Source organism: Parafannyhessea umbonata, assembly GCF_012844235.1.
Classification (GTDB): Bacteria; Actinomycetota; Coriobacteriia; order Coriobacteriales; family Atopobiaceae; genus Parafannyhessea.
Genome location: NZ_JABAGR010000001.1, coordinates 403,106 through 424,633, shown reverse-complemented (window position 1 = coordinate 424,633; position 21,528 = coordinate 403,106). Strand labels below are relative to the sequence as shown.

The following is a 21,528-nucleotide window of genomic DNA, read 5'->3' as shown; positions in this document are numbered from 1 at the left end:
CCCCCCCCCCCCCCCCCCCCCCGACCTCTCAACTAGGGTGAGAAAACATGGCGACGGGTCACGCATACCACTTGGAAGGAAGAGAAATGGAACAGGACACCGAGGACCTCCCCGTTGATGAAAGTCCCGGGGAGCACTACGTTGAACAGCATTCCGAAGCCCGCTCGACCCTCAAGGCGAAGCGTATGAGGTTTCGTAACATCGTTAATACGATACGCAGCAACAAGGTTCTCTTTCTCGTTGTTGCCATCGTGCTGGTTGTTTTGGGCGCCAACGTGGGCTACAGAATCGGCGCAGCGATAAATACGAGCAAGTCGCAGGAAAGCAGCCGCGAAGCGAGGAACGAGAGAGTCTTTACCGTCGACGCGGTCTTCGAGCAGATCCGTGCCCAGAACACGCTCGTATGCGCAAGTCAGCAGTACGATCTCTACCAGAAGGTCGAGACCTCTAACCGCGACCTTCTCGATAAGTTCAACCTCCCCTTTACCAGGAACAGGTACTACCTGCGCTACGTTGGCACCATACAGGCAGGCGTCGACCTGAAGACCGCCACGATCGTCCGAAAGGACGTCGACAAGAGCGGTAAGCCGCAGAGCGTCGTCGTGGAGCTCGATGCCCCCAAGATCATCTCGAACACGCCTGACATGGATAAAACCGATATTTATGACGAGGAGAACAACATATTCAATCCCATAGACCCAAAGAGCGTGGTCGAACTCGAGAAGACGTGCAAAGAGGAAAGCGACAAAAACGCCGTGAAAGGCGGACTGATCGACCAGGCAAAAGTGTTTGCTCAGCAGAATATTCAGACGATGCTGAGAGGCACTTTTGGATCAAAGGTCAAGGTAAAGATCAACTGGAGATCATAGAAAGATGTGAGAAACATGAGCAAGTTAATTGGATTGATTGCTGCCGTCGCAGGAATAATCATCGCCGCACTTACTGTTATTACCTACGTAACCAGCTGCACCGCGGCTTGGCTTCACTAAACGCTGCCAGCGCAGGCAACTGACGTGGCAGGCACGCTGCCAGCCATTACAACAAGATCGCCAGCCTCAGAGCTTTCTGGGGCTGGCGATCATCTTCTATCGCGCCTGTTACAGGCGCCAACAGCAACGCAACGGCATGCCTACGCGAGAGAGCCCATCGGGTCCCACGGGGCGAGCACCGTGGGCTCCTCGGTATCGTAGGTGTGACGCTCCTCCTCCGTCAGGTACTTCTTGTCGACGACCACCTGGTAGACGTACTCGTCAAACCATGCGTCGGACAGCGTGTCGAAGCCGTCGCGACCATGGTCCTTGCCCCAGGAGTTCTCCACCTTCCAGAGCGTGGGCTCGCCCTTCTCGTCCAGGCGGACGCCCTCCAGCACCATGGCGTGGGTCATGAGGCTCTCGCCGTAGTCCAGGCGCTCGGCCTTGTCCATGCAGCCCTCCACGGGAAATCCGAAGAGCGCGTCCACGTCGAGCGCCGCCGTGTCCATGATGCCCTCGTCTTGCAGATAGCTTTGCGCGACGTCGCAGCCAAACCACACGGGCAGGTCGTCCTTAAGCTGCGCGATGGCCACGCGCTTGAGCTCCGCGGGCGGCAGGTTGAGGTAGCGCACGCCGTGGTCCTCCCACACGTTGCCCAGGCGGCTGACCGTGTACGTGTGGCCAAAGGGCTTGTCCGCCGTGGGCGCGCTGATGAGCGAGACGTACGCGTCGACGTCCATGTCCACGGCGGTCTTGAAGAACTCCTGCGGCGTGAACGTGCCGGAAAGCGCGAGCTTCTGGTCCTTGTCACGAAGGCGCACGGAGAAGGACGCGGGCGGCTCGCCCAGGCACACTGCCAGTAGGCGATAGACCTCTTCCATCATCTGTTTCTTCATGGCAAGCAGGTCGTCCGTACCCACGCCGGCCTCGTGGCTCTGGCGCAGGCGCTTGGCTGCTCCGCGCAGGTAGCGCGTGAGGTAGCGGTCGAGCTCGCGGGTGTTCCTGGAGCAGGCGGTCTCGGGCATGGCCTCCTTCGGCACCACGCCGTACTTCTTCACGAGGCTGCGGAACATGTCCCACTGGCCGCCGTCGCCGATGGGGTCCGCAAGCAGGAAGGACACGAGGCGGCCGTCGAGGGGCTCGTCCAGGGTGTCGAGGATGTTCTGCAGGAACCAGTTGCTCTTCTCGAGCTTGTCCCAGAACAGCGGGTAAGCCTGAGAGAGCTCGAAGGTCTTGAGGTTGTACTTCTTGATCACGCGGTAGCGCATGGTGTTGAGGCTCGCGAACATCCAGCAGCGGCCGGAGCGCTCCTGGTCGCAGCGGTCGCCCTGCGTGACCTCGAGGTCGAAGCCCAGCGCGTTTGCGGCGACGCCCTCGGGGCGTCGCGCGGCGGCGCGGATGCCACTTGCGGTCACGGCGTTCTTCGCAACCTCGTTCACGCGCTCGGACGCGAAGCCCTCGCGCGACGCGGCGAGGTCCTCGGGGGTGATGCTGCTCATCTCGTCCATGTTTCCTCCCGGATTCTTGGTCGTTCGTTCAGGATGTGACGACTCGAAGCATAGCACGCGAGCGCAGCCGCCTTGTGGCGCGGACAGCCACTCGGGCGCATGCAACACGGGAAATCGCAAGCTCGGGACAGGGCTGGAGCCCACGTTATGTAGCTTTTCTTGCCTGGTTTTAGTCATACGTATATTACTTTAGGGCGTGGGTATCTTGCCATCAGCAGCGGACGGCGTGCGGCACCACGCCGCCGCCGGAACACCTTTACAGAAGGAGGCAGCATGGACAGGCTCAAGGGCAAGGTCGCGGTGGTCACGGGCTCTACCAGCGGCATCGGAATCGGCATCGCGCGGGAGTTCGCGGCGGAGGGCGCGCACGTCGTGGTGTGCGGCAGGCGCGAGGCGCGCGGCCAGGAGGTGGTGGAGCAGATCGTGGCCGAAGGCGGCAGCGCGAGCTTCCACCGCATGGACCTGACGGACCTCTCCACGGTGGACGCGCTCTTTGCGGACACGGCGCGCGACCACGGCCGCATCGACATCCTGGTCAACAATGCCGCGGGCGTGGGGCTGAAGGACGGTCGCGTGGACGAGATTTCGCTCGAGGACTGGGACGCGATGTTCGCCTCTGGCGTGCGTGGTACGTTCTATGCGATAAAGGCAGTGCTTCCATACATGATCGAGGCCGGCGGCGGCTCGATCGTGAACATCGGCTCCATGGCGTCGATATCTGGCGACCTGGGGTCGACCGCGTATGCGTGCAGCAAGGCCGGCGTGGACATGCTCACGTCGTCCGTCGCGCTGCAGTACGGCAAGCAGAACATCCGCTGCAACTGCGTGCGCCCGGGCCTCATCGTGACGCCGCAGAACGAGGCACACGTTCCGCAGCAGCTGAAGGACGTCTTCCTGAGCAACATCGAGGTCAACCGCTACGGCAGCCCCGCGGACATCGCACATGCCTGCACGTACTTCGCCTCCGACGAGAGCGCCTACGTCACGGGCCAGGTCATCAACGTGGACGGCGGCCTCAACTCGCACGCGCCCACCGTGGCGCAGTTCCGCTCCGCCGGCTCCAGGACCTGGTAGCGTGACGGATCTTACGCAGGAAGCCGCGGGCACGGCCGCGGCCGCCACAACGGGGGCAAAGCCCTCGGGCGAGAAGAGCGCGGGCAACTCGACCCTGGCCCCCGCCTACCGCATGCGCGTCGTGTTCGAGCGCAAGGTGGTGGCGCCGTACCGCGACACGTACCGCGGGGAGCTTGGCCAGGCGCAGGTGGAGCTGCTGGAGCTGCTGTACCAGCACGGGCCTCTGCGTCAGCGCGAGGCGGCGGAAGAGCTCCGCACCTCGAAGCAGCACGTGTCGAAGATGGTCGGCCGACTGCAGCAGATGGGCTACGTACGCCAGGGCGCGGATAACGCCGATGCGCGCAGTCACGTCATCGCCCTCAGCGACGCGGGCCGCGCCTACGTGGGCCGACACATTGAGGAAGGGTCAAAGCGGGCACGCGAGCTCTTCTCGCACCTAAGCGCTGCGGAGCGCACGGAGCTTGACCAGGCCATGCTCACAGTCGCACGCCTGCTGGAGAAGGCGTAGGCCACCACGTCGGGCAATGCCCAACTGTCAGACGGAGCCATATAATGTCGGAGCAAGACTCGCCCCTTGGCGTCTCTTGTTCCGACTATTCGTATTGGCGAAAGGTACGTCTGGATCATGGCAGAGTCCGATCGTTTGGACAACAAGACACTCTCCTCCCACCGTCCCACCGAATTGAAGAGGTACACAATCACCTTCCTTAAAGTCGCGGCGTTCTTCATGGGGTGGGCTCTAACCACGGCGATAACCATTCCGACAAAGAACCCTGCAGTCTGGCGCTTTTTTGCCGAGCTGACCCCCATGCTGTCAATGGTTCTGCTCACGGTGGTGTTCGTCCTCATCGAGAAGCGAAAGGTCGCCGTTCCGATAAGGGAGCATGCCGGTAAGGGAGTCCTGGTTGGACTCATCGTCGGGTCCGTCTGGATTGGCCTAGCGGCGGCAGTTCTTCTCGCGACCCATCAGCTGACGATTGTCGGAGCAAACATGATCCAGATGCCATGGCTCTGGATGCTTTCCGCCTTCGTCAACGTCGTAATGCAGGAGCTTCTTGCGCGCGGGTACATCTATCAGCTGCTGAAGACCAATTGCAACTTGCCTGTTGCAGTCGTTGTCTCGACCGCGTTGTTCACGCTGATGCACGGCGGGGCGTTCGAGGCGGGATTGCTGCCGGTGGCGAACGTCGTCTCCATGTGCCTCTTCACCACCGCTCTGTACGAGGCGGAGGGAACGCTGCTGGCGCCGATCATGGCACACGCGATATGGAATATAGTCGGCGGCGTGATTCTTGGCGGAGTGAGCCTGGCAGACGACTACCCCAGCCTCTTCAACATGACGCCATCCGCAAATACACTTCTCTCCGGCGGCTCCTGCAAGATCGAGGGAAGCGTTGTCGTATTGGTTCTCAACGTTGCGCTGACGTTGGCCTTTGCAATCGCCGCAAGAAGGTCTAAGGACAGGCGTCGGGTCGCACAAGCCGAAACTGGACGGGCGCGCTAGAAGTCCTGTCTTCCGCCCGCAGGCCGTCCCATACGTTCTGAGCCCTCGCCCTTGTACCAGCCCACAGGGGACGACTTAATCAACCTTCCCTGGAACATCCCGTGGAAGCAGATTGTTGTTGATGCTGGAAGTAGCGGTCAGATTTACGATTCCCCGGCTCCGCCCCATCACTTACCGATTGTGGTCAGTTTCACTTATCGATTGTGGTCAGTTTCACTTATCGATTGTGGTCTTATCCACTTACTGATTATGGTTTAGGTTACTTGCCGATTATGGTTCCATAGCCCACTGTTGCCTTGGAGTGAACCTCTTGCCCCTTCGACAAATTCGAGCTTTTCGCACACGCTATCTGCTGCCACGACAGCACGATTCACCATGTATCGTAAGCACCCATCTTCCCTTGAAGAGACAAACATCGGAATGCACTCGTTGGTCGACTTGCAAACTCGACCGTTCCTCCCCGCACGTCGGACCCGTCACGAATCCTTCCCCGCGAAACGCCACATCAGAGTCCCTCACGCCTGGCCCGCACCTGTGCGGGTGACTCGCCAAATCGCTCTCGGAACAGCCTATGGAAGTTGCTGGTACCCGCATACCCCACCATGGAGGCAATTGTCGCCACGGAAAGCTCCGTATCCCTGAGAAGCTGGCGGGCACGAAGCATGCGCTGCTCGCGAACGAGCTGGGAGAAGGTCTGCCCACACTGCTCGTGCAGCAATCCCGAGAGGTAGGTGGGATTGTACGAGAATCGCTCGGCAAGTCCGTGGAGCGTCACGCTCTCGGGGTGCGCGGCTATCTCCGTAAGAAGCAATGCCACAAGCTCGTCGGGACCTCGCCTGCCCGGCCCGTCGTGAATCGCAGGACTTGCCAGCGCAATAAAAGACGAGGCCAAGCCGTCTATGACAAGCTCCCACTCGCCCCTGCGCTCCGCATAGGCAACCACCATGAGCGAGAAAATGTCCTGCAGCATTTCCGGATCGACCTGGCCTGCCTCGGTAACCTCCCCCGTATCCGGCTGGTCTTGGCACAGGTTGTCTGCCAGCACATGGAAGAAGCTCGACGAGGATGGTGCCATTGCCATGAGCACGCGGTCCAACCGTCGTCTGCCCAGGAAGGCGTAGACCATAATGTCGTCTGGCTTGGGACTGTGGCCGATAAGCAGGCGCATCGGATGCTCGGCATCGTAGGCCGTCATGAGAACGTGACACGGCGTCAAGCTGGGAAGCGTTGGCCTATCTCGCATCCGATACGCCACAAGGATCGTACCCGACCCCGCCCCTGGGCGCTTCGACGGCTCGGCAACCAGGACGTCGAGTGCACGCTTAAGCCTCTCTTCGTTCACGAGCCCTCCCATGATGGCGCGCCACGTGGCGATACCGATAATCACTGGCAGCCACATGGTACGCCAATTTCTCTGGTATGTGGCGTCGTGCTTTTGGATGTCAGGACATAGCAACGTTCCGGCATTCGACAAGTTTTAGCTTGGATATCGATGGGTTGCATGAACATCTGTCGAATGACATCTGCAGGCAGCGTACAACATATTCTCAGGAGCCAAAATCGGAGGGCACATATGGAAGCGCAGGGCACGACCGCATCACAGGGCGAGAAGGACCTCGCACGGGGGCTGTGGGCAAGCATGTTTCGAGGGAAATGGCTGCTTTTCTCAACAAACGCGGCTTTGCACCTCGCGCAGGCCGTTCTCACGCTCGCCTTTGCATATGTCCTCAAGCAGGCGTTCGATGCCGTTGCCGCAAGGTCCCTCGTCCTTCTCGTCCGGACGGGGAAGGTGGTCTCATTGCTGCTGGCAGCGGAGCTCGCGATCGAGTTGGCACTGCGCGTGACGCTGCCGGCGTTTCTTCGTCGCGCGACGAGCGACTACCGGCGTGCCGTCTTCGACCGACTGCTACGAAAGGACATCGGCTCCTTTGACGGCGGTGGATCGAGCCGGTACGAATCCGTGCTCACAAACGACGTGAACACCATTGAGGTGACTTACCTCGAGAAGATCTTCACGATGGTCACCGAGGTTGTGTCACTGGTGGGCTCCGTCGCCATGCTTCTGGCGCAAAGCGTGCCCCTTGGCGTCGTGGCTATCACATCTGCGCTGGTACCGCTTGTGATTGGCCTTGCTTCCGGTAGAAGACTCGCCCAGCGACAGCGCATGGTCTCCGACGCGACGGGGCACTTCATGAGCACGGCGCACGACCTTGTCCGCGGCTTTCCCCTCATAAAGAGCTTCCGCGCAGAGTATGCGGCATACAGTCGCTTCGAGGCGGCAAACGCCGCGCTTGAAGCCGACAAGCGCCTCCGCCGACGCACGGAGCTGGGCATTCGCGCGCTTGCCGTGACGGCACAGGGCGTCTCTCAACTTTCCGTCATGTTCTTTGGTGCGTGGCTGGCGCTCGCCCTCCCGGGCAGCAGGATGACGGTTGGCGGCATCCTCATGGCCACGCAGCTCATGAACAGCGTTGCCCAACCCATACAAGACCTGCCGTCCATTTTTGCCGCACGCCGGGCGTCAAGGGGACTGGTGGAAAAGCTCGCCGGAATGCTCAGCGAGAACCGCGAGAGGACGGGCGGCGTCGCACTGCCGGCAAAGCTCGAGCGGGGCATCGCGCTCTCAAACGTGAGCTTTGGATACGAGAAGGACCGCCCCGTGCTTTCGGGCTTGAATGCGGAGTTCGCCGCAGGTGGGTGCTACGCCGTGGTGGGCGCCTCCGGCAGCGGCAAGTCCACGCTCCTCTCGCTGCTTATGGGAGCGCATCCTCAATACGGTGGCCAAATCGACCTCGACGGGTGCGAGCTGCACGACGCAAGCCTAGAGTCGCTGTACGCCACGGTCTCGCTGGTGCGGCAGGACACGTTCCTCTTTGACGCGACGCTCCGCGAGAACGTCACCATGTTCGCCGACGTCGACGACGCCAAACTGGACTCTGCCGTCCGTCGCGCCGGCCTTGGCGAGTTCGTTGCTACGCACGGCATGGACTACCCCTGCGGAGAGGGAGGATCCAATCTTTCTGGCGGTGAGCGACAGCACGTGTGCATCGCGCGGAGCCTGCTGCACGGGTCGGGGGTCCTTCTCCTCGACGAGGCCACCTCGGCCTTGGACCAGCGGACCGCAGACCAGATCACGCGCTCGGTGGCGGCGCTCGCCGGAACCACGCGCATCATGGTGACGCACCGCCTGGACGCAGGCCTGTTGCGCCTGTTTGACGGCATCGTGGTGCTGCGCGACGGTCGCGTTTGCGAACAGGGAACGTTTGACGAGCTCGTATCCATTCCCGGCGGATACTTCCATGCACTCTACACCGTGAGCGCGTAGCGACAGCCAACGACACGAGCCCGGCAGACGGTACCAACGCCGTCTGCCGGGCTCTTCTCGCATGGTTTTAGCCTGTCGTCGCGGAATCTGCCGTGGCGACCGAACGTGGCGTACGGGCTACAGTAGCCTGAGCGAGACCTCCTTCAGCTGCTTGCCGGAGACCTCCGACGGCGCGGCGCTCATGAGGTCGGAGCCGCTTGCCGTCTTGGGGAACGCCATGACCTCGCGGATGTTGTCCGCACCGGCCAGGAGCATGCACACGCGGTCGAGGCCAAGCGCAAAGCCGCCCATGGGGGGCGCGCCAAACTTGAGCGCCTCCATCAGGAAGCCAAACTGCGCCTGCGCGCGCTCCGGGGTGAAGCCCAGCTTCTCCAGGATCTTCTCCTGCAGCTCGGCGTTGTGGATGCGCATGCCGCCACCGCCGGCCTCGTAGCCGTCCATCACGAAGTCGTAGGTGTGGGAGCCCATGGCCAGCGGGTCGCTGTCGAGCAGGTCGAGCTCGTCCTCGTTGGGCTGGGTGAACGGCTGGTGCTCGGAGTCGAGGCACTTGCGGTCCTCGTCCCAGTGGAACAGCGGGAAGTTGACGACCCACAGGAAGTCGTGGCCCTCGCGCGGCACGTCGAGCGCGTCGGCCATGTGGTTGCGCATGCCGCCGAGGATGGTGTCGGCCTCAAGACGGGCGCCCACGGCAAACATCACGAGGTCGCCGGGCTCCACGTCCATCTCGGCACGCAGGTTGGCCATCTCGTCGTCCGAGAAGAACTTGACGATCGGGCTCGTGACGGAACCGTCCTCGCGGAAGGCGATGTAGGCGAGGCCCTTCGCGCCGAACTCCGCCGCGACCTTCGCGAGCTTGTCGATCTGCGCGCGGGGCCACTTGCCGGCGCCCTTCGCGTTGATGGCCTTGACGTACTGCCCCTCCGTGTTCGCGGCGCCCGAGAAGAGCTTGAACTTGGAGTCGCCGAAGATGGACGTGACGTCGTGCAGGGTCATGCCGAAGCGGGTGTCGGGCTTGTCGATGCCATAGGTGTCCATGGCGTCCCAGTACTCGATGCGGCGCAGCGGCAGCTCCATCTTCACGCCCATGCGGCCAAACGCGTCCGCGAGGGTCTGCTCCAGCGCGCCCATCACGTCGTCCTGGGTCACGAAGCTCATCTCGACGTCCACCTGCGTGAACTCGGGCTGGCGGTCCTTGCGCAGGTCCTCGTCGCGGAAGCACTTCGCCACCTGGTAGTAGCGCTCCACGCCGCCCACCATCAGGAGCTCCTTCAGAAGCTGCGGGGACTGCGGCAGCGCATAGAAGTGGCCGGGCTGCATGCGGCTGGGAACCAGGAAGTCGCGGGCGCCCTCCGGCGTGCTCTTGAAGAGCGACGGGGTCTCGACCTCAAGGAACTCGCGGTTGTGGAACGCCTCGCGAAGCGCGAAGGTGAAGTCGGAGCGCAGCCTGAGGTTGGAGGCCATCTTCGGGCGGCGCAGGTCGAGGTAGCGGTAGCGCAGGCGGACGTCCTCGGCGGTGTCCACGTGGTCCTCGATCTGGAACGCGGGGGTCTTCGAGGTGTTCAGCACCTCGATGTCCGTGACGTAGACCTCTATCTCGCCGGTCGCGAGCTTCTCGTTCGCCTCGCCCTCCGGGCGCGGGCGCACGGTTCCGGTCACCTTGATGGGCCACTCGGAGCGGATGGTCTCGGCGGTGTGGAACGCCTTCTCGTCGCAGACCTCGGGGTCGAACTCAAGCTGGGTCGATCCCTCGCGGTCGCGCAGGTCCACGAAGATGAGCCCGCCGTGGTCACGACGGTGCCAGACCCAGCCGGTCAGGGTGACCTCGGCGCCGATGTCGCTCTTTCGCAGCTCTCCGCAGGTGTGGGTGTGCATGCTAAATGGCATCTTGTTCCTCTCGTCTCTTCCGCCCCGTGCCGTGCCGGACGGACTTGCAGATGACGGCAAGCCGGCGTAGACGGCGCCGGCATGCGCGAGGGTACATGATAGCAGCGTTCGGCGCGGCGCGGCTGCATCTACGCAAAGCTCCCCCGCATCGAAACGAATCCGACACGCACCTGACCCCAAGCCGGGACGACGCGCAAGCCGCGACGGTACGTCCTTCTCGCCCATGGCGCGGCGAGCCGCCGGGCGAGAAGGACGGGGCCTCTGCACAGACGCCTGTTTCAGAGCGGTTTCCTCGTTATGCAGAAGTTTTCTTAATGCTGTAAGCGTTTTGTCTTATGGGCGATCCATCATACATCCGACAGATTCCTCTGGTAACGTTTCCGCGACGGTCGGAAACCTTGGGCGCTTACCGAGCACCCATGCATCAGCCACCCCAATGCGCCGCCCCGGCGCCCCGACCGCTCAGAATCGAGGCAACCATGACCTATAAGGCAGCCATCTTCGACCTGGACGGGACCCTCCTCAACACCATCGAGGATCTTCACGCCTCCGTAAACTACGCCCTCCGCACCAACGGCTTCCCGGAGGTCACCATAGCGGAGACCACCGCGAACGTGGGCAACGGCGTGCGGCAGCTCGTGCACCGCTCGCTCCCCACGGGCACCCCCGAGGACGTGGGCGAGCAGGTGCTCGCAACGTTCAAGGCGCACTACTCCCGCAACTTCTGCCAGAAGACCGCGCCGTACGAGGGCGTGACGCAGATGCTGCACGCGGTTTCCGCGGCGGGCATGTACCGCGCCGTAGTCTCGAACAAGCCGGACGCCGCCGTGCAGAAGCTCGTGGCGGAGTTCTTCCCCGGCATGTTCAACGCGGTCGCGGGAGAGCGCGACGGCGTCAGGCGCAAGCCCGCACCCGACACGGTGAACGAGGTCATGTCCGCGCTAGGCGTGACGCCGGACGAGTGCGTGTACGTGGGTGACTCCGAGGTGGACGTCGAGACCGCGGCAAACGCGAAGACCGCGTGCGTCTGCGTGTCCTGGGGCTACCGCAGCGCCGCCGCGCTGAGGGCCGCCGGCGCCAAGGTCATCGTGGACTCCACGGAGGAGCTTGCCGACACGCTGCTTGGCTAGCGCCCCGCCACGGTTTGTCCCCTTATACCCCCTCGCCATTCCAAGTTTTCACCACGTTGCCCATCCTTACGCCTGCGTAGGGATGGGCAACGCTTGCCTAACGGTTTGTGACGCGCGGCCAAACGGCGGGGGCGTCGCGGTAAGATGCTTGCATCCAAAGGTCAGTTCCTTTTAGAGAAAGGACGCGATATGGGTAAGAAAGCAGCCGAGGCACTCGAGATAAATTACGACGAGCTTGCCGACTACCTGCACAAGAACCACTCCGTGTACATGAAGGTCGGCAATGACGTCTACTATCTCACGGACGTCAACTACGAGGCCTGGCGCGCCCAGGACACCAGCATCCGCAACTCCAAGAACCACTTCGTCGACTGCAGCGACCTCGTCCCCACGGTGGACGAGTTCCTGGCGCTCCCGTTCGTGAACGGGCACACCATCAAGGACGTCTTCCCCTCCGCAACGTTCTACGCGTCCACGCCAGGCGTGAAGCAGCCGTAGTGGCGGCGCGCGCCAGAGCGGCGCACCAGGCACAGACTCGAACACGGCAAAGCCGCGGGGCGAGAAGAGCATGCTCTTCTCGCCCCGTCCTTGTGCCACGCGCATGCGGGCCGGGCGCATCGGCGCGTCCGGCCCGCCCGCATGTAGGAGCTCCTACTCCGCCGTGCCCTTCGTGGCCTCCATGGACTCGCTCACCTCGAGGTCCTCGTCCTGCTTCGTGAAGCCCTTCTCCAGTACGGGGATGAGCATGCGGTACGAGTTCTCCGTCGCGTTCACGTGCGGCGAGCGCTTTGCGTAGCGCTTCACCGCCGCCGCGGACCTGTTGATGGCCACGAGCGTGCCGGCACCGGCCACGCAGCCGCCCGGGCAGGCCATGCCCTCGATCAGGTAGCCGGGGTACTTGCCCTTGACGGCGTCCTTCATCATCTTGCGGCAGTCGTCCAGGCCCTCCGCGTTCACCACGTTCACCTCGCGGTCCGGGTAGCGGCGGTGGATGGCGTTCACCACGGCCGTCGCGACGCCACCCGCCACGGCGAAGTTGCGGCCATCGGTCGACGCAACGTCGAAGTCGCTCTTGTTGTCGTCCTCGAGGGCCAGGTAGTCGATGCCCTTTGCGTCCATCATGCCCGCCATCTCCTCGAACGTGAGCACGAAGTCAACCTCGCTCCTCACGCTCTTGCGCATGGCCTCGAGCTTCTTCGCGGAGCACGGCCCCACGAACACGATCTTCGCGTTGGGGTGCTGCATGCGGATCATGCGCGCCGTCAGCGTCATGGGCGTAAGCGCCATGCTGATGCAGTCCGCGTGCTCCGGGAACTCGCGCTTCGCCATGACCGACCACGCCGGGCAGCACGAGGTTCCCATGAACGGCAGCTTGTCCGGCACCTCGTCCAGGAAGTCGTCCGCCTCCTGGCAGGTGCAGAGGTCCGCGCCCAGGGCGACCTCCTCCACGCCAGAGAACCCCAGCAGCTTGAACGCCTCGCGCAGCTTGCCCACGTTGCCCTTGCCGCCAAACTGGCCCACGAACGCGGGCGCCACGGCGGCGATGACCTCCTCGCCGCGCGCGATGGACCAGATGACCTGCGCGATCTGGCTCTTGTCCGCGATGGCGCCAAACGGGCAGTTGATGAGGCACTGGCCGCAGCTCACGCACTTGTCGTAGTTGATGTCCGCGCGACCGTGCTCGTCAGAGCCGATCGCGTGCATGCCGCACGCGTCCGCGCACGGGCGCACGTGGTGGTGGATCGCGTGGTACGGGCACGTCTTGTAGCACATGCCGCACTTCACGCACGCGTCCTGGTCTATGTAGGCCTTCTTGTCCCTGAAGCTGATGGCCTTCTTCGGGCAGATCTCGCGGCACGGGTGCGCCAGGCAGCCCTGGCACGCGTTCGTCACCTCGTACACGTTGTCCTTGCACGCGTTGCACGCAAACTTGATCACGTTGATGAGCGGCGGCTCGTAGAACACCTCGTCGCTGTTGGCTGCCTTCTCGAACCCCTCGCTCACGCGCTCCGGCTTGTCCATGCTAGAGAGCGGAAGCCCCATCGCGAGCCTGATGCGCTCGCTGATGATGGCGCGCTCCAAGAAGACGCTCTCCCTGTACGTCGCGACGTCGCCCGGCAGGATCTTGTACGGAAGCTCGTCGAACTCCTTGTCGAGCTCGTCCGTGGACTCCCCCTGCGCGTCGAGCTTGTAGCAGATCTTTGCGACCTCGCGAAACACGCTCCGCCTGATCTCGGTCAGGTTCGTGTACACGCCTCGCATGGTATCTGCCATGGTGTCCCCTCTCGTCCGTGCCCTAAGCCGCCGCGGGCCGCACGCCGCGCCCCGCGCGAGGGCCACCGCGGCCCACGCACCCATTATCTAGCAACGCGTCCCCGCGTCATAGTCCAAAGACGAGAAGAACTTCCCAAAGCGGGCGGGCCACCCCGCCTCAAGGCGCAGCGCCTCGCCGGTCGCGGGGTGCGCAAGCTCCTCGCACACCGCGTGGAGCATGAGGCCGCCGGCCGGGCCCGCCGCGCGGCCGTACAGCGCGTCTCCCACGATGGGATGTCCCGCGTGCGCAAGGTGCACGCGGATCTGGTGGCGCCGCCCCGTGCCCAGCTCAAGCAGCAGAAGCGACCTCCCGCCGCGGCGCGCGAGCACCGTCACGAGCGTGAGCGCCGGCTTGCCGCGCGGGCTCACGCGCATGCGCCGCGCGTCGTGCCTGTCGCGCCCGAGCGGGGCGTCCAGCCGGCGCACCCCCGCGGGGAACGACCCCTCCACCACGGCGAGGTAGCACTTGCGCATGTCGTGCGACGCCACCAGCGCGTCGAGCGCCGGCTGGAACTCCGGCGCCAGCGAGAAGAGCACGACGCCGGTGGTGTCCACGTCCAGCCTCTGCACGGCCTGCGGCACGGCGGGAACCCCCTCGCGCGCCAGCAGCGCGGCCACGTCGTCCGTCAGCGTGCGCGCGCCCGTGCCGTCGGCGTGCACCAGGATGCCGGCCGGCTTGTCCACCGCCATCAGGAACGGGTCGCGATACAGGACGCGAGGCCCCCTTCCCCCGCGCCCGCCCGCGGCGCGGCCGACACGCGCATGCCGCGCGTCCGCCGGCGCCGGCGCCAGCGCAAGCGTCACCACGTCGCCCGGCGCAAGCGCGTCCTGCCGTCGCAGCGCCGCGCCCCCACGCACGAGCGCGCCGGCCCCAAACGCACGCGCCACCACGGGCTTCGAGCGCACGAGCGACGCGAGCAGCCCCTGCGCCGTGCACGCGGCCTCCACGCGGTAGCGCACCTGCCGCGCCTGCCCGCCAGAGCCGTCCGCCGCGTCCAGGTACGTCGCGAGCCCGTCGGCCACTCTCTGCGCGCCGGCGTCGTGCGCGCCGCGCGCCCCGGCCGCCATCACGCCTCCTCCAGGCCGAGCATCGCGCTCTCGCCGCCGGCGAGCTCCGTCGCCAGCAGCTCGTAAAACGCCAGGATCACGCTCCACACGTGGTCGGAGTCCCTCCACGCCGCGCTTATGGTTATGGCCGCCTCGTCGCCCAAGCCCACGGCGCGCAGGCGGGCGTACGGGTGGTCGCTCATGGCGCGCATCGCAAGCGCGCGCGGCACGAAGCAGGCGCCCATGCCGCGCGCCGCCAGGTCGATCAGCGTCTCGGAGTTCTTGGAGTACACGCGCACCCATGGCCGCACGCCGGAGCGCTCCAGCAGCCGCCGCGAGAGCGCCCCCGGCTCGTCCGCCTTGCCCAGCATCATGAACGGGCAGCGCGAAAGCGGCGCCATGTTGCCGCGGCCCGCCTCCCGAACGGCCTCGTCCACGTCGTCGCACACATCCCGCAAGAGACCCTCCGCCACGAGCATCACGATCTTCTCGCGGCACAGCCTGCGCACCTGCAGGCCGGGCTCGTCGTCCGGCACCGTCGCCACGGCCAGGTCCACGCGCCCCTCCTTCAGGAGGCTCACCAGCTCCTGGTTCTCGGACTCGTGCAGCAGCACGTTGATGCCGGGGTGCTCGCTCTGGAAGCGCGCGATCGTGGCGGGCATCAGCATGTGGCCGCGGGTGCTGGCCACGCCCACGCCCAGAAGGCCGCGCTCGTCGCGCGATATATCCAGGAACTCCTGACCCATCGTGCGGCGCAGCGCCTGGAAGCGCCGCGCGTAGCCCAGAAACACGTCGCCCGCGTACGTCAGCGTCAGCGGCACCTTGCGGTTCACCAGCCTGACGCCCAGCTCCGCCTCCACGCCCGCGATGTGCGCGGACAGCGTCTGCTGCGTCACGGACAGCCGCTCGGCCGCCTTGGTGAAGCTCTTTTCCTCCGCAAGCGCCACGAAGTAGTCCATGGTCGAGAAGTTCATGGGCCTCGCCCTCCCCCGCCCCGTGGCCTCGCGCACGCGCGGGCCTCATCACAAGTTTCTCTTGTATCATATACCGATAATAACAGTTGGACTTACGCGTGTGACCTACCTAACCTAAGTGCCGCATACAGGGTGGCGCGCGCCGGCGGACCGGCGCGCCTTGGGCTGCGGGGAGCGGCAACATGGTCGAGGCAGGCATTCTTCTTACGTTTGCGCTGGTGCTTCTGGCGGGCATCGTGCTGGGGGCGCCGCTTCTGCCCCTGCTGGTGTTTGGCATGCTCCTGTTTGCGAGCTACGGCCTGTGGCGCGGCTTCTCCGTGCGGGACGTGGCGCGCATGGCGGCCGGCGGCCTCAGGTCGGTCGGCAGCGTGCTCACGCTCTTCGTGCTCATCGGCGCCCTCACCGCAAGCTGGCGCGCCGCCGGCACCATCCCGGCGATCACCTGCTGGTCCGCCACGCTCGTGAGCCCCAGGAACCTCGTCCTTCTCAGCTTCCTGCTCACGTCCGGCATGTCCATGCTCGTGGGCAGCTCGTACGCGGCGGCCGCCACGGTCGGCGTCATCTGCATGACGATCGCCACCGCCATGAAGGCGGACGTCGCGCTGGTGGGCGGCGCCATCCTCGCCGGCGCGTTCGTGGGCGACCGCTGCTCGCCCATGTCCTCCTCCGCCGCGCTCGTCGCAAGCATCACCAAGACGCAGGTGTTCGACAACGTGCGCCGCATGGTCCGCACCGGCGCCGTGCCGTTCGCGCTGTGCTGCGTCGTGTACGGCATCGCGGGCATGACCAGCTCCGGCACCGCCATGAGGCCGTCGTTCGCCGGCTCGTTCGCGTCTTCGTTCGACCTCGGCTGGGTCGTGATCGTGCCCACCGCCCTCATCCTCGTTCTGTCCCTGCTCAAGGTGAGCGTCAAGCGGACCATGGTCGCGAGCCTGGTGGCAGCACTTCTCGTCTGCGTCTTCGTGCAGCACATAAGCGTCGCGGAGCTCCCGGCCATCCTGGTCTTCGGCTACCGCTGCAAGAACATGGCCATCGCGCGCATGGTCAACGGCGGCGGCGTGGTCTCGATGCTCGACATCGCCCTCATCGTGGGCGTGGCGTCCACGTACTCCGGCATCTTCCGCGAGACCGGCCTGCTCCTGGGCCTGCGCGACTACGTCGACAAGGTCGCGCGCCACTCCACCCCGTTCGCGAGCGTGCTGCTCACGAGCATCGCCACGTGCGTCATCGCGTGCGACCAGGTCGTGGCGCTCATGCTCACGTGCCAGCTGTGCGAGGGCACGGAGCGCGACGGCTCCGCGCTCGCGCTCGACCTCGAGAACAGCGCCGCCATCATCCCGTCCGTCATCCCCTGGTCCACCTCGTGCGTCGGCATCGTCGCGTTCGTGGGCATGCCCATGACGAGCATCCTCTGGAACTGCCTCAGCATCCTCATCCCCCTGTGGACGCTCGCGATCTCCATGTACCAGCACTCCCACGCCGGCTTCAGCGACACGCACACGGCGCGCCTGCTGGGCCTTGACCGCCGCGACGACGCGCGCCGCCTGGCGACCGCCGCGTAGGCGAGAAGAACCGCGCACCCGCGTCCGAATCCCCCCGGACGTGCGGCACATACGAGGGCGTCCCCGACCAACGAGCAGTGGTCGGGGACGCCTCTTGTTACGCGCGATGGCTGGCCTGCCGGACTGGCTTAGTCAAGCTTGTGGCCGCACTCCCCGCAGAAGCGGTCGCCCGGCTCGACGGGCGCGCCGCAGTTGGGGCAGAACGATGCCTTGTGCACGACCTCCGTGGGCGCCACGGGAGCGGGGTCCGCGGGCGCCTGGTCGCCGCGGTCGAGCACCGTCGTGGGCGCGGACTCGAAGGCGGCGGGCTCGGGCTCCGGCGCGACGGGCGCCTGGGCCGCGGGAGCGGTCGGCGCAGGCGCGGGTGCCACGGGCGCGGGGCTCGCCGGCGCCGCGGGCGAGGTGGGTGCATCGCTGAAGAGCTTGCGCCTGATGTCCGAGGTGTTGCGCGCGATCATGACGTTGAGCATCACGAACTCGTAGCCCACGCGAAGCAGGAGCTCGAGCACGACGCACAGGATTATCATGCCCACGAGCGCGCCCAGAAACGCCCCAAAGCCAAAGCTGATGGAGCTCAGCGCGCCCGCTGCGCAGCCAAACAGGACCAGAAGCGCGTTGAACATGTAGAGCGCCTTCAGGATCTTGTCGATGAGCAGGATGTCGAAGCGCAGGAACGGCCCCCAGCTCTTCTTGTCCTTGTAGCTCAGGTGGAGCTCGTTCTTATCGGACACGAAGCGCTTGTAGCCCATGACCGTGAGCACGATAGCCGCGACGAGCGCGATGAACATGAGGACGCCGAAGGCAGACCCAAAGTTCACGAGCTGGCCGAACGGATTGGCGTCGTAGCCATATCCTCCGTAGCCGTACGAGTTGGTTCCAAACATGTGCGATTCCTTTCGTTGGTGCGGTCAGTCTGACGCGGGGGCGACGGGAAGCCGTTCTTCTCGGCAGCGCCCGCGGAAGGCCCGATGACCTAGAACTTGATGGTGGGGTACACGTCCTGGTAGTCCTGCAGCGCGATGCTCTTGCTCGTGTGCGGGTTGTTGCCGGCGGTGATGGGGGCAAGGATCTGGTCCTTGTGCGGGGCGGGGTCGTCGTAGGCGAGGTCCGTCGTCCACGCAGACGCTATGCAGCCGATGCGGGACTGCAAGTCTGCGAGGCAGCGCTGGATCGACGCGTGCTGCGACGCATACGCGCTGCCCTCGGGGACCTGGATGCCCGCGAACGACGAGACGTCGCCCTGGATGCTCTGCTCCAGGCTGTAGCAGTCGCTCGCCGCGGACGAGCGCGCCGCGTAGTCGCCGCTCAGGTACGTCTTGTTGAACGTGTTCGCGCAGCTCGCGATGCGCGAGTCGTAGTCGCTCAGCCTGTTGTAGTACAAGACGAGCTGACCCTTGAACTGCGCGTCCTCCGCGTTCTTCTCGGCATCCCGCTGCGCCTGCGCCGCCGCCTCGGCCTTCTGTTCGGCCTCCGCCTTGGCCTTCGCCTCCGCCTCGGCCTCCGCCTCGGCCGCCTTCTCCTTGGCCTCCTCGGCCTTCCGCTTGTCCTCGGCCGCCTTCTTCTGGGCGGCCTTCCTCTTGGCGGCCTCGCTCTTCTCGCCCGTGGCCTTCTGCGCCTGATCTGCGCCCGCCTGCCACGGCAGCGCATTGCCGCTTGCGCTCCACGCGATCAGGAACACGAGCACGAGGGCAAGGAGGACCGCCGCCACGATGGCGACGATGGTTCCCGTGCCGGGCCTCTTGGCGGGCTGCGGCGCCGGGATGTCCGTTGGCGCGGCGTCTGCCCGGGCGGGCGAGCCAGGTGCCGTCGACGGCATGCGCGTGGGCGGCGCGGGCGAGGTCGAGTCCGGCGCGGGCGAGGCGTCTGCGATCGGGGCGCCGCACCTCATGCAGAACTTCTTGCCGGGCTGGATTGGCGCTCCGCAACTTGTGCAAAAGCGAGTTCCCATCTTGTGTCCCATCTCCTGGAATCCTCGGTCGCGGTCGAGCGTGGGAAAATGCTACCACGACGACCGGACCGGTCGTTGCCGGGCGGCTTCATCTAACGCATCCGTTACCAACTGACGGCGAGTCGTTCCAGCCCGCCGCGGACGCTGCGACTCGAAGGCGCGGCGAGCGGGCGTCGCGCGGGTGACAGGTGCATCACTATCTGACAGGATGTGAATCTGTCGGATAGTGATGGGCCATGATGGCAGAAAAGCCTCATTTTTGCCCAAAAAGACATCACTACCTGACAGATGCCGCATCTGTCAGGTAGTGATGTTGCGAAGCGGCAGAATCTTGGGCGCCCGCGGCTATGCCAGGCGCGCCTTCACCTCGCTGGCGAGGTCCGCCATGGGCACCTGCACCTGCTCGTGCGTGGACATGTCGCGAAGCGTGGCCACGCCGGCCGCGACCTCGTCGGAGCCCAGTACGACGCACAGGCGCGCGTTGTGCTTGTCTGCCTGCTTGAACTGGCTCTTGAGCGAGCGACCCTGGTAGTCCGCCTCAGTGCGGACGCCCGCCTGGCGAAGCGCGAGCGTGGCGCGGAAGACGGCGTCGCGCTCGTCGGCGCCGGTGCACGCTACGTACACGCACGCGGGCTCGTCGCCGTCCACGTTGACGCCGAGGCTCTGGAGCGCCAGGTACATGCGCTCGAAGCCAACGGCGAACCCGATGCCCGGCGTGGGCTTGCCGCCCTCGAGCTCCATCAGACCGTCGTAGCGACCGCCGCCGCCGATGGCGCCGACGCCGGCGTTCTGGCACTCGACCTCGAACACGGTGCGCGTGTAGTAGTCGAGCCCGCGCACGAGCGTGGGGTCCTCGACGTAGGAGACGCCGGCCTCGTCCAGGTACTGCTTTACCTTTGCGTAGTGCGCGGCGCAGTCGTCGCACAGGTTGTCCTTCGCGAGGGGGGCGTCCGCCATGACCTCGCGGCAGTGGTCGTTCTTGCAGTCGAAGCTGCGCAGCGGGTTGATCTCCGCGCGCTCCAGGCAGTCCTCGCACATCTCGTCCTTGTGGGCGAGGATGAAGTCGCGGACCTTCTGGCGGTACGCGGGACGGCACGCGGCATCGCCCATCGAGTTGATGCGGAGCGTGAGCGTGGAGGGGTCGAAGCCCATGCGCTTGTAGAACTCCATCAGCATGATGATGCACTCGGCATCCGCCGCGGGGTCCGGCGCGCCGAGCCACTCGACGCCCACCTGGTGGAACTGGCGCAGGCGGCCCTTCTGCGGGCGCTCGCCGCGGAACATGGCCTCGCCGTACCACAGCTTGACGGGGGCGCCGCCCTGCGGGACGAAGTTGTTCTCGACCGCGGCGCGCACGACGCCGGCCGTTCCTTCCGGACGCATCGCCATGCGCTGCTTCGCCTTCAGGCCGCTCTCCGTACCGGCGTCCAGCAGGCGCTCCATGAGCGCGCCGGAGAACACGCGGAACATCTCCTTGCGCACGACGTCCGTCGACTCGCCGATGCCGTGCACGAACGTGTCCACCTGCTCGATGGCGGGGGTCTCTATCATGTCGAACCCATACGCGCCGAAGAGCTCGCGCGCAACGTCCTGCATGTGCTGCCACGCACGCATGTATCCGCCGTACAGGTCCTCGGTACCCTGGATCTTCTGAGCCATGTCTGGCCTCCTTCCGCGCCTTCAGCGCGTCCATGGCCGTGGCCACAAACGCCGTACGACGCACGACGCCTTCCACGGCCAACAGGTAGGCAGTATACGCCTCTGGCCTCTGGCGGCGGAGTCCGACGCCCAACCTTAACTCGCCGCACAACGACGCTGCATAGTGGGACGGTCACACGCCGACGCCCACGGCCGACGAAACGCACCGTGACCGATTTTTAAAAACCATGCAAACTGGGCGCGGATGCGTACCCGCGCCCAGGATGCCACCGCACACACCCGTGACGACTTTGCAATGTTTTGCAAACTGGGCGCAGGTGTGTACCCACTTGTGCCACGGCCCCGCACGCACCCGTGCCGACCTTGCGAAATCTTGCAAACTCGGGCCGGGTGTGTTGCGCCGGAGGGGGTCCTGTGGCAGAAATCGGTGGGTGTGTACCCGGAATTTGGCTTAGGATTCCATGGTTTGAGCCTTCTGCCAGCACTTATGTGCAATTGAATCAAAATCGCATGTCGCACACCTGGGGGTTTCTCGCATCTAGCGCAACACACCCGCGAATTCGTGGCGGGAGGCCTCGATTTTCGCAACACACCTTGGGTGAGCTTACAGGATTCCGTAAACTCACCCC

The 21,528-nt window shown here is 65.0% G+C and carries 17 protein-coding genes; 8 read left to right on the top strand and 9 right to left on the bottom strand.

Annotated elements, in window-relative coordinates:
• The first annotated feature begins 86 nt into the window (after nucleotides 1–86).
• Complete coding sequence (locus HF885_RS01880) at nucleotides 87–869, top strand: DUF4230 domain-containing protein (protein WP_170103263.1); 783 nt, start codon at nucleotides 87–89, stop codon at nucleotides 867–869.
• Between the two features lie 260 nt (nucleotides 870–1,129).
• Here the strand turns inward: HF885_RS01880 and HF885_RS01875 are convergent, their stop codons facing one another.
• Nucleotides 1,130–2,479, bottom strand: a complete 1,350-nt coding sequence (locus tag HF885_RS01875) for an aminopeptidase C (RefSeq protein WP_170103262.1) — start codon at nucleotides 2,477–2,479, stop codon at nucleotides 1,130–1,132.
• A 273-nt stretch (nucleotides 2,480–2,752) separates the two neighbouring features.
• Here HF885_RS01875 and HF885_RS01870 point away from each other — a divergent pair, with 273 nt between their 5' ends.
• The 3 genes from HF885_RS01870 (at nucleotide 2,753) to HF885_RS01860 (ending at nucleotide 5,057) form a co-directional block, all read left to right on the top strand.
• Nucleotides 2,753–3,553 carry an SDR family NAD(P)-dependent oxidoreductase gene (locus tag HF885_RS01870; protein WP_170103261.1) on the top strand — a complete coding sequence of 267 codons (801 nt, stop codon included), beginning with the start codon at nucleotides 2,753–2,755 and terminating at the stop codon, nucleotides 3,551–3,553.
• A 1-nt stretch (nucleotide 3,554) separates the two neighbouring features.
• Nucleotides 3,555–4,061, top strand: coding sequence for a MarR family winged helix-turn-helix transcriptional regulator (locus tag HF885_RS01865; RefSeq protein ID WP_170103260.1), 507 nt, complete (start codon nucleotides 3,555–3,557; stop codon nucleotides 4,059–4,061).
• A gap of 117 nt (nucleotides 4,062–4,178) precedes the next feature.
• Nucleotides 4,179–5,057: a CPBP family intramembrane glutamic endopeptidase gene (locus HF885_RS01860; protein ID WP_170103259.1), complete on the top strand. Its 879-nt coding sequence runs from the start codon at nucleotides 4,179–4,181 to the stop codon at nucleotides 5,055–5,057.
• A gap of 505 nt (nucleotides 5,058–5,562) precedes the next feature.
• Here HF885_RS01860 and HF885_RS10615 read toward each other — a convergent pair.
• Nucleotides 5,563–6,399 carry a helix-turn-helix transcriptional regulator gene (locus HF885_RS10615; protein ID WP_206109721.1) on the bottom strand — a complete coding sequence of 279 codons (837 nt, stop codon included), beginning with the start codon at nucleotides 6,397–6,399 and terminating at the stop codon, nucleotides 5,563–5,565.
• 231 nt (nucleotides 6,400–6,630) lie between these two features.
• Here HF885_RS10615 and HF885_RS01850 point away from each other — a divergent pair, with 231 nt between their 5' ends.
• The gene (locus HF885_RS01850; protein WP_170103257.1) at nucleotides 6,631–8,382 is read left to right on the top strand and encodes an ABC transporter ATP-binding protein; all 1,752 of its coding nucleotides are present in this window, start codon (nucleotides 6,631–6,633) and stop codon (nucleotides 8,380–8,382) included.
• A 117-nt stretch (nucleotides 8,383–8,499) separates the two neighbouring features.
• Here HF885_RS01850 and aspS read toward each other — a convergent pair whose 3' ends face one another.
• Nucleotides 8,500–10,266: an aspartate--tRNA ligase gene (gene aspS, locus HF885_RS01845; RefSeq protein ID WP_170103256.1), complete on the bottom strand. Its 1,767-nt coding sequence runs from the start codon at nucleotides 10,264–10,266 to the stop codon at nucleotides 8,500–8,502.
• A 479-nt stretch (nucleotides 10,267–10,745) separates the two neighbouring features.
• Here aspS and HF885_RS01840 point away from each other — a divergent pair, with 479 nt between their 5' ends.
• Together HF885_RS01840 and HF885_RS01835 are read left to right on the top strand one after the other, a co-directional pair.
• Nucleotides 10,746–11,396, top strand: a complete 651-nt coding sequence (locus HF885_RS01840) for an HAD family hydrolase (RefSeq protein WP_170103255.1) — start codon at nucleotides 10,746–10,748, stop codon at nucleotides 11,394–11,396.
• A gap of 189 nt (nucleotides 11,397–11,585) precedes the next feature.
• A complete protein-coding gene (locus HF885_RS01835; protein WP_170103254.1) occupies nucleotides 11,586–11,894 on the top strand; it encodes a CDP-alcohol phosphatidyltransferase in 309 nt (102 codons plus the stop codon).
• A gap of 153 nt (nucleotides 11,895–12,047) precedes the next feature.
• On the opposite strand, the gene HF885_RS01830 is transcribed toward HF885_RS01835, so the two are convergent.
• From HF885_RS01830 to HF885_RS01820, 3 genes are all read right to left on the bottom strand, one after another.
• Nucleotides 12,048–13,670, bottom strand: coding sequence for a 4Fe-4S dicluster domain-containing protein (locus HF885_RS01830; protein WP_170103253.1), 1,623 nt, complete (start codon nucleotides 13,668–13,670; stop codon nucleotides 12,048–12,050).
• An 87-nt stretch (nucleotides 13,671–13,757) separates the two neighbouring features.
• Nucleotides 13,758–14,777: an RluA family pseudouridine synthase gene (locus HF885_RS10395; RefSeq protein WP_235927228.1), complete on the bottom strand. Its 1,020-nt coding sequence runs from the start codon at nucleotides 14,775–14,777 to the stop codon at nucleotides 13,758–13,760.
• Nucleotides 14,777–15,730 (bottom strand): LysR family transcriptional regulator, encoded by a 954-nt coding sequence (locus HF885_RS01820; RefSeq protein ID WP_170103252.1) that lies wholly within the window; start codon nucleotides 15,728–15,730, stop codon nucleotides 14,777–14,779. Before HF885_RS01820 ends, HF885_RS10395 begins: the two co-directional genes overlap by 1 nt.
• Nucleotides 15,731–15,912: 182 nt before the next feature.
• Between HF885_RS01820 and HF885_RS01815 the strand changes: the two genes are divergently transcribed.
• Nucleotides 15,913–17,292, top strand: coding sequence for a Na+/H+ antiporter NhaC family protein (locus HF885_RS01815; RefSeq protein WP_170103251.1), 1,380 nt, complete (start codon nucleotides 15,913–15,915; stop codon nucleotides 17,290–17,292).
• 128 nt (nucleotides 17,293–17,420) lie between these two features.
• On the opposite strand, the gene HF885_RS10390 is transcribed toward HF885_RS01815, so the two are convergent.
• The 3 genes from HF885_RS10390 to hisS form a co-directional block, all read right to left on the bottom strand.
• Nucleotides 17,421–18,176: a zinc-ribbon domain-containing protein gene (locus HF885_RS10390; protein WP_235927227.1), complete on the bottom strand. Its 756-nt coding sequence runs from the start codon at nucleotides 18,174–18,176 to the stop codon at nucleotides 17,421–17,423.
• Between the two features lie 89 nt (nucleotides 18,177–18,265).
• On the bottom strand, nucleotides 18,266–19,240 hold the full coding sequence (locus tag HF885_RS01805; RefSeq protein ID WP_170103250.1) for a zinc ribbon domain-containing protein: 975 nt from the start codon (nucleotides 19,238–19,240) through the stop codon (nucleotides 18,266–18,268).
• 345 nt (nucleotides 19,241–19,585) lie between these two features.
• The gene (gene hisS, locus HF885_RS01800; RefSeq protein ID WP_170103249.1) at nucleotides 19,586–20,899 is read right to left on the bottom strand and encodes a histidine--tRNA ligase; all 1,314 of its coding nucleotides are present in this window, start codon (nucleotides 20,897–20,899) and stop codon (nucleotides 19,586–19,588) included.
• Nucleotides 20,900–21,528: the final 629 nt, after the last annotated feature.

Bases quoted from the DNA above. Each gene is read 5' to 3' on its own strand.
- HF885_RS01870 (WP_170103261.1), top strand. From the start codon at position 2,753: ATGGACAGGCTCAAGGGCAAGGTCGCGGTGGTCACGGGCTCTACCAGC.
- HF885_RS01875 (WP_170103262.1), bottom strand. From the start codon at position 2,479: ATGGACGAGATGAGCAGCATCACCCCCGAGGACCTCGCCGCGTCGCGC.
- aspS (WP_170103256.1), bottom strand. From the start codon at position 10,266: ATGCCATTTAGCATGCACACCCACACCTGCGGAGAGCTGCGAAAGAGC.
- HF885_RS01840 (WP_170103255.1), top strand. From the start codon at position 10,746: ATGACCTATAAGGCAGCCATCTTCGACCTGGACGGGACCCTCCTCAAC.
- HF885_RS10390 (WP_235927227.1), bottom strand. From the start codon at position 18,176: ATGTTTGGAACCAACTCGTACGGCTACGGAGGATATGGCTACGACGCC.
- HF885_RS01850 (WP_170103257.1), top strand. From the start codon at position 6,631: ATGGAAGCGCAGGGCACGACCGCATCACAGGGCGAGAAGGACCTCGCA.
- HF885_RS01880 (WP_170103263.1), top strand. From the start codon at position 87: ATGGAACAGGACACCGAGGACCTCCCCGTTGATGAAAGTCCCGGGGAG.
- HF885_RS01815 (WP_170103251.1), top strand. From the start codon at position 15,913: ATGGTCGAGGCAGGCATTCTTCTTACGTTTGCGCTGGTGCTTCTGGCG.
- HF885_RS10395 (WP_235927228.1), bottom strand. From the start codon at position 14,777: ATGGCGGCCGGGGCGCGCGGCGCGCACGACGCCGGCGCGCAGAGAGTG.
- HF885_RS01820 (WP_170103252.1), bottom strand. From the start codon at position 15,730: ATGAACTTCTCGACCATGGACTACTTCGTGGCGCTTGCGGAGGAAAAG.
- HF885_RS01830 (WP_170103253.1), bottom strand. From the start codon at position 13,670: ATGGCAGATACCATGCGAGGCGTGTACACGAACCTGACCGAGATCAGG.
- HF885_RS01860 (WP_170103259.1), top strand. From the start codon at position 4,179: ATGGCAGAGTCCGATCGTTTGGACAACAAGACACTCTCCTCCCACCGT.
- HF885_RS01805 (WP_170103250.1), bottom strand. From the start codon at position 19,240: ATGGGAACTCGCTTTTGCACAAGTTGCGGAGCGCCAATCCAGCCCGGC.
- hisS (WP_170103249.1), bottom strand. From the start codon at position 20,899: ATGGCTCAGAAGATCCAGGGTACCGAGGACCTGTACGGCGGATACATG.
- HF885_RS01835 (WP_170103254.1), top strand. From the start codon at position 11,586: ATGGGTAAGAAAGCAGCCGAGGCACTCGAGATAAATTACGACGAGCTT.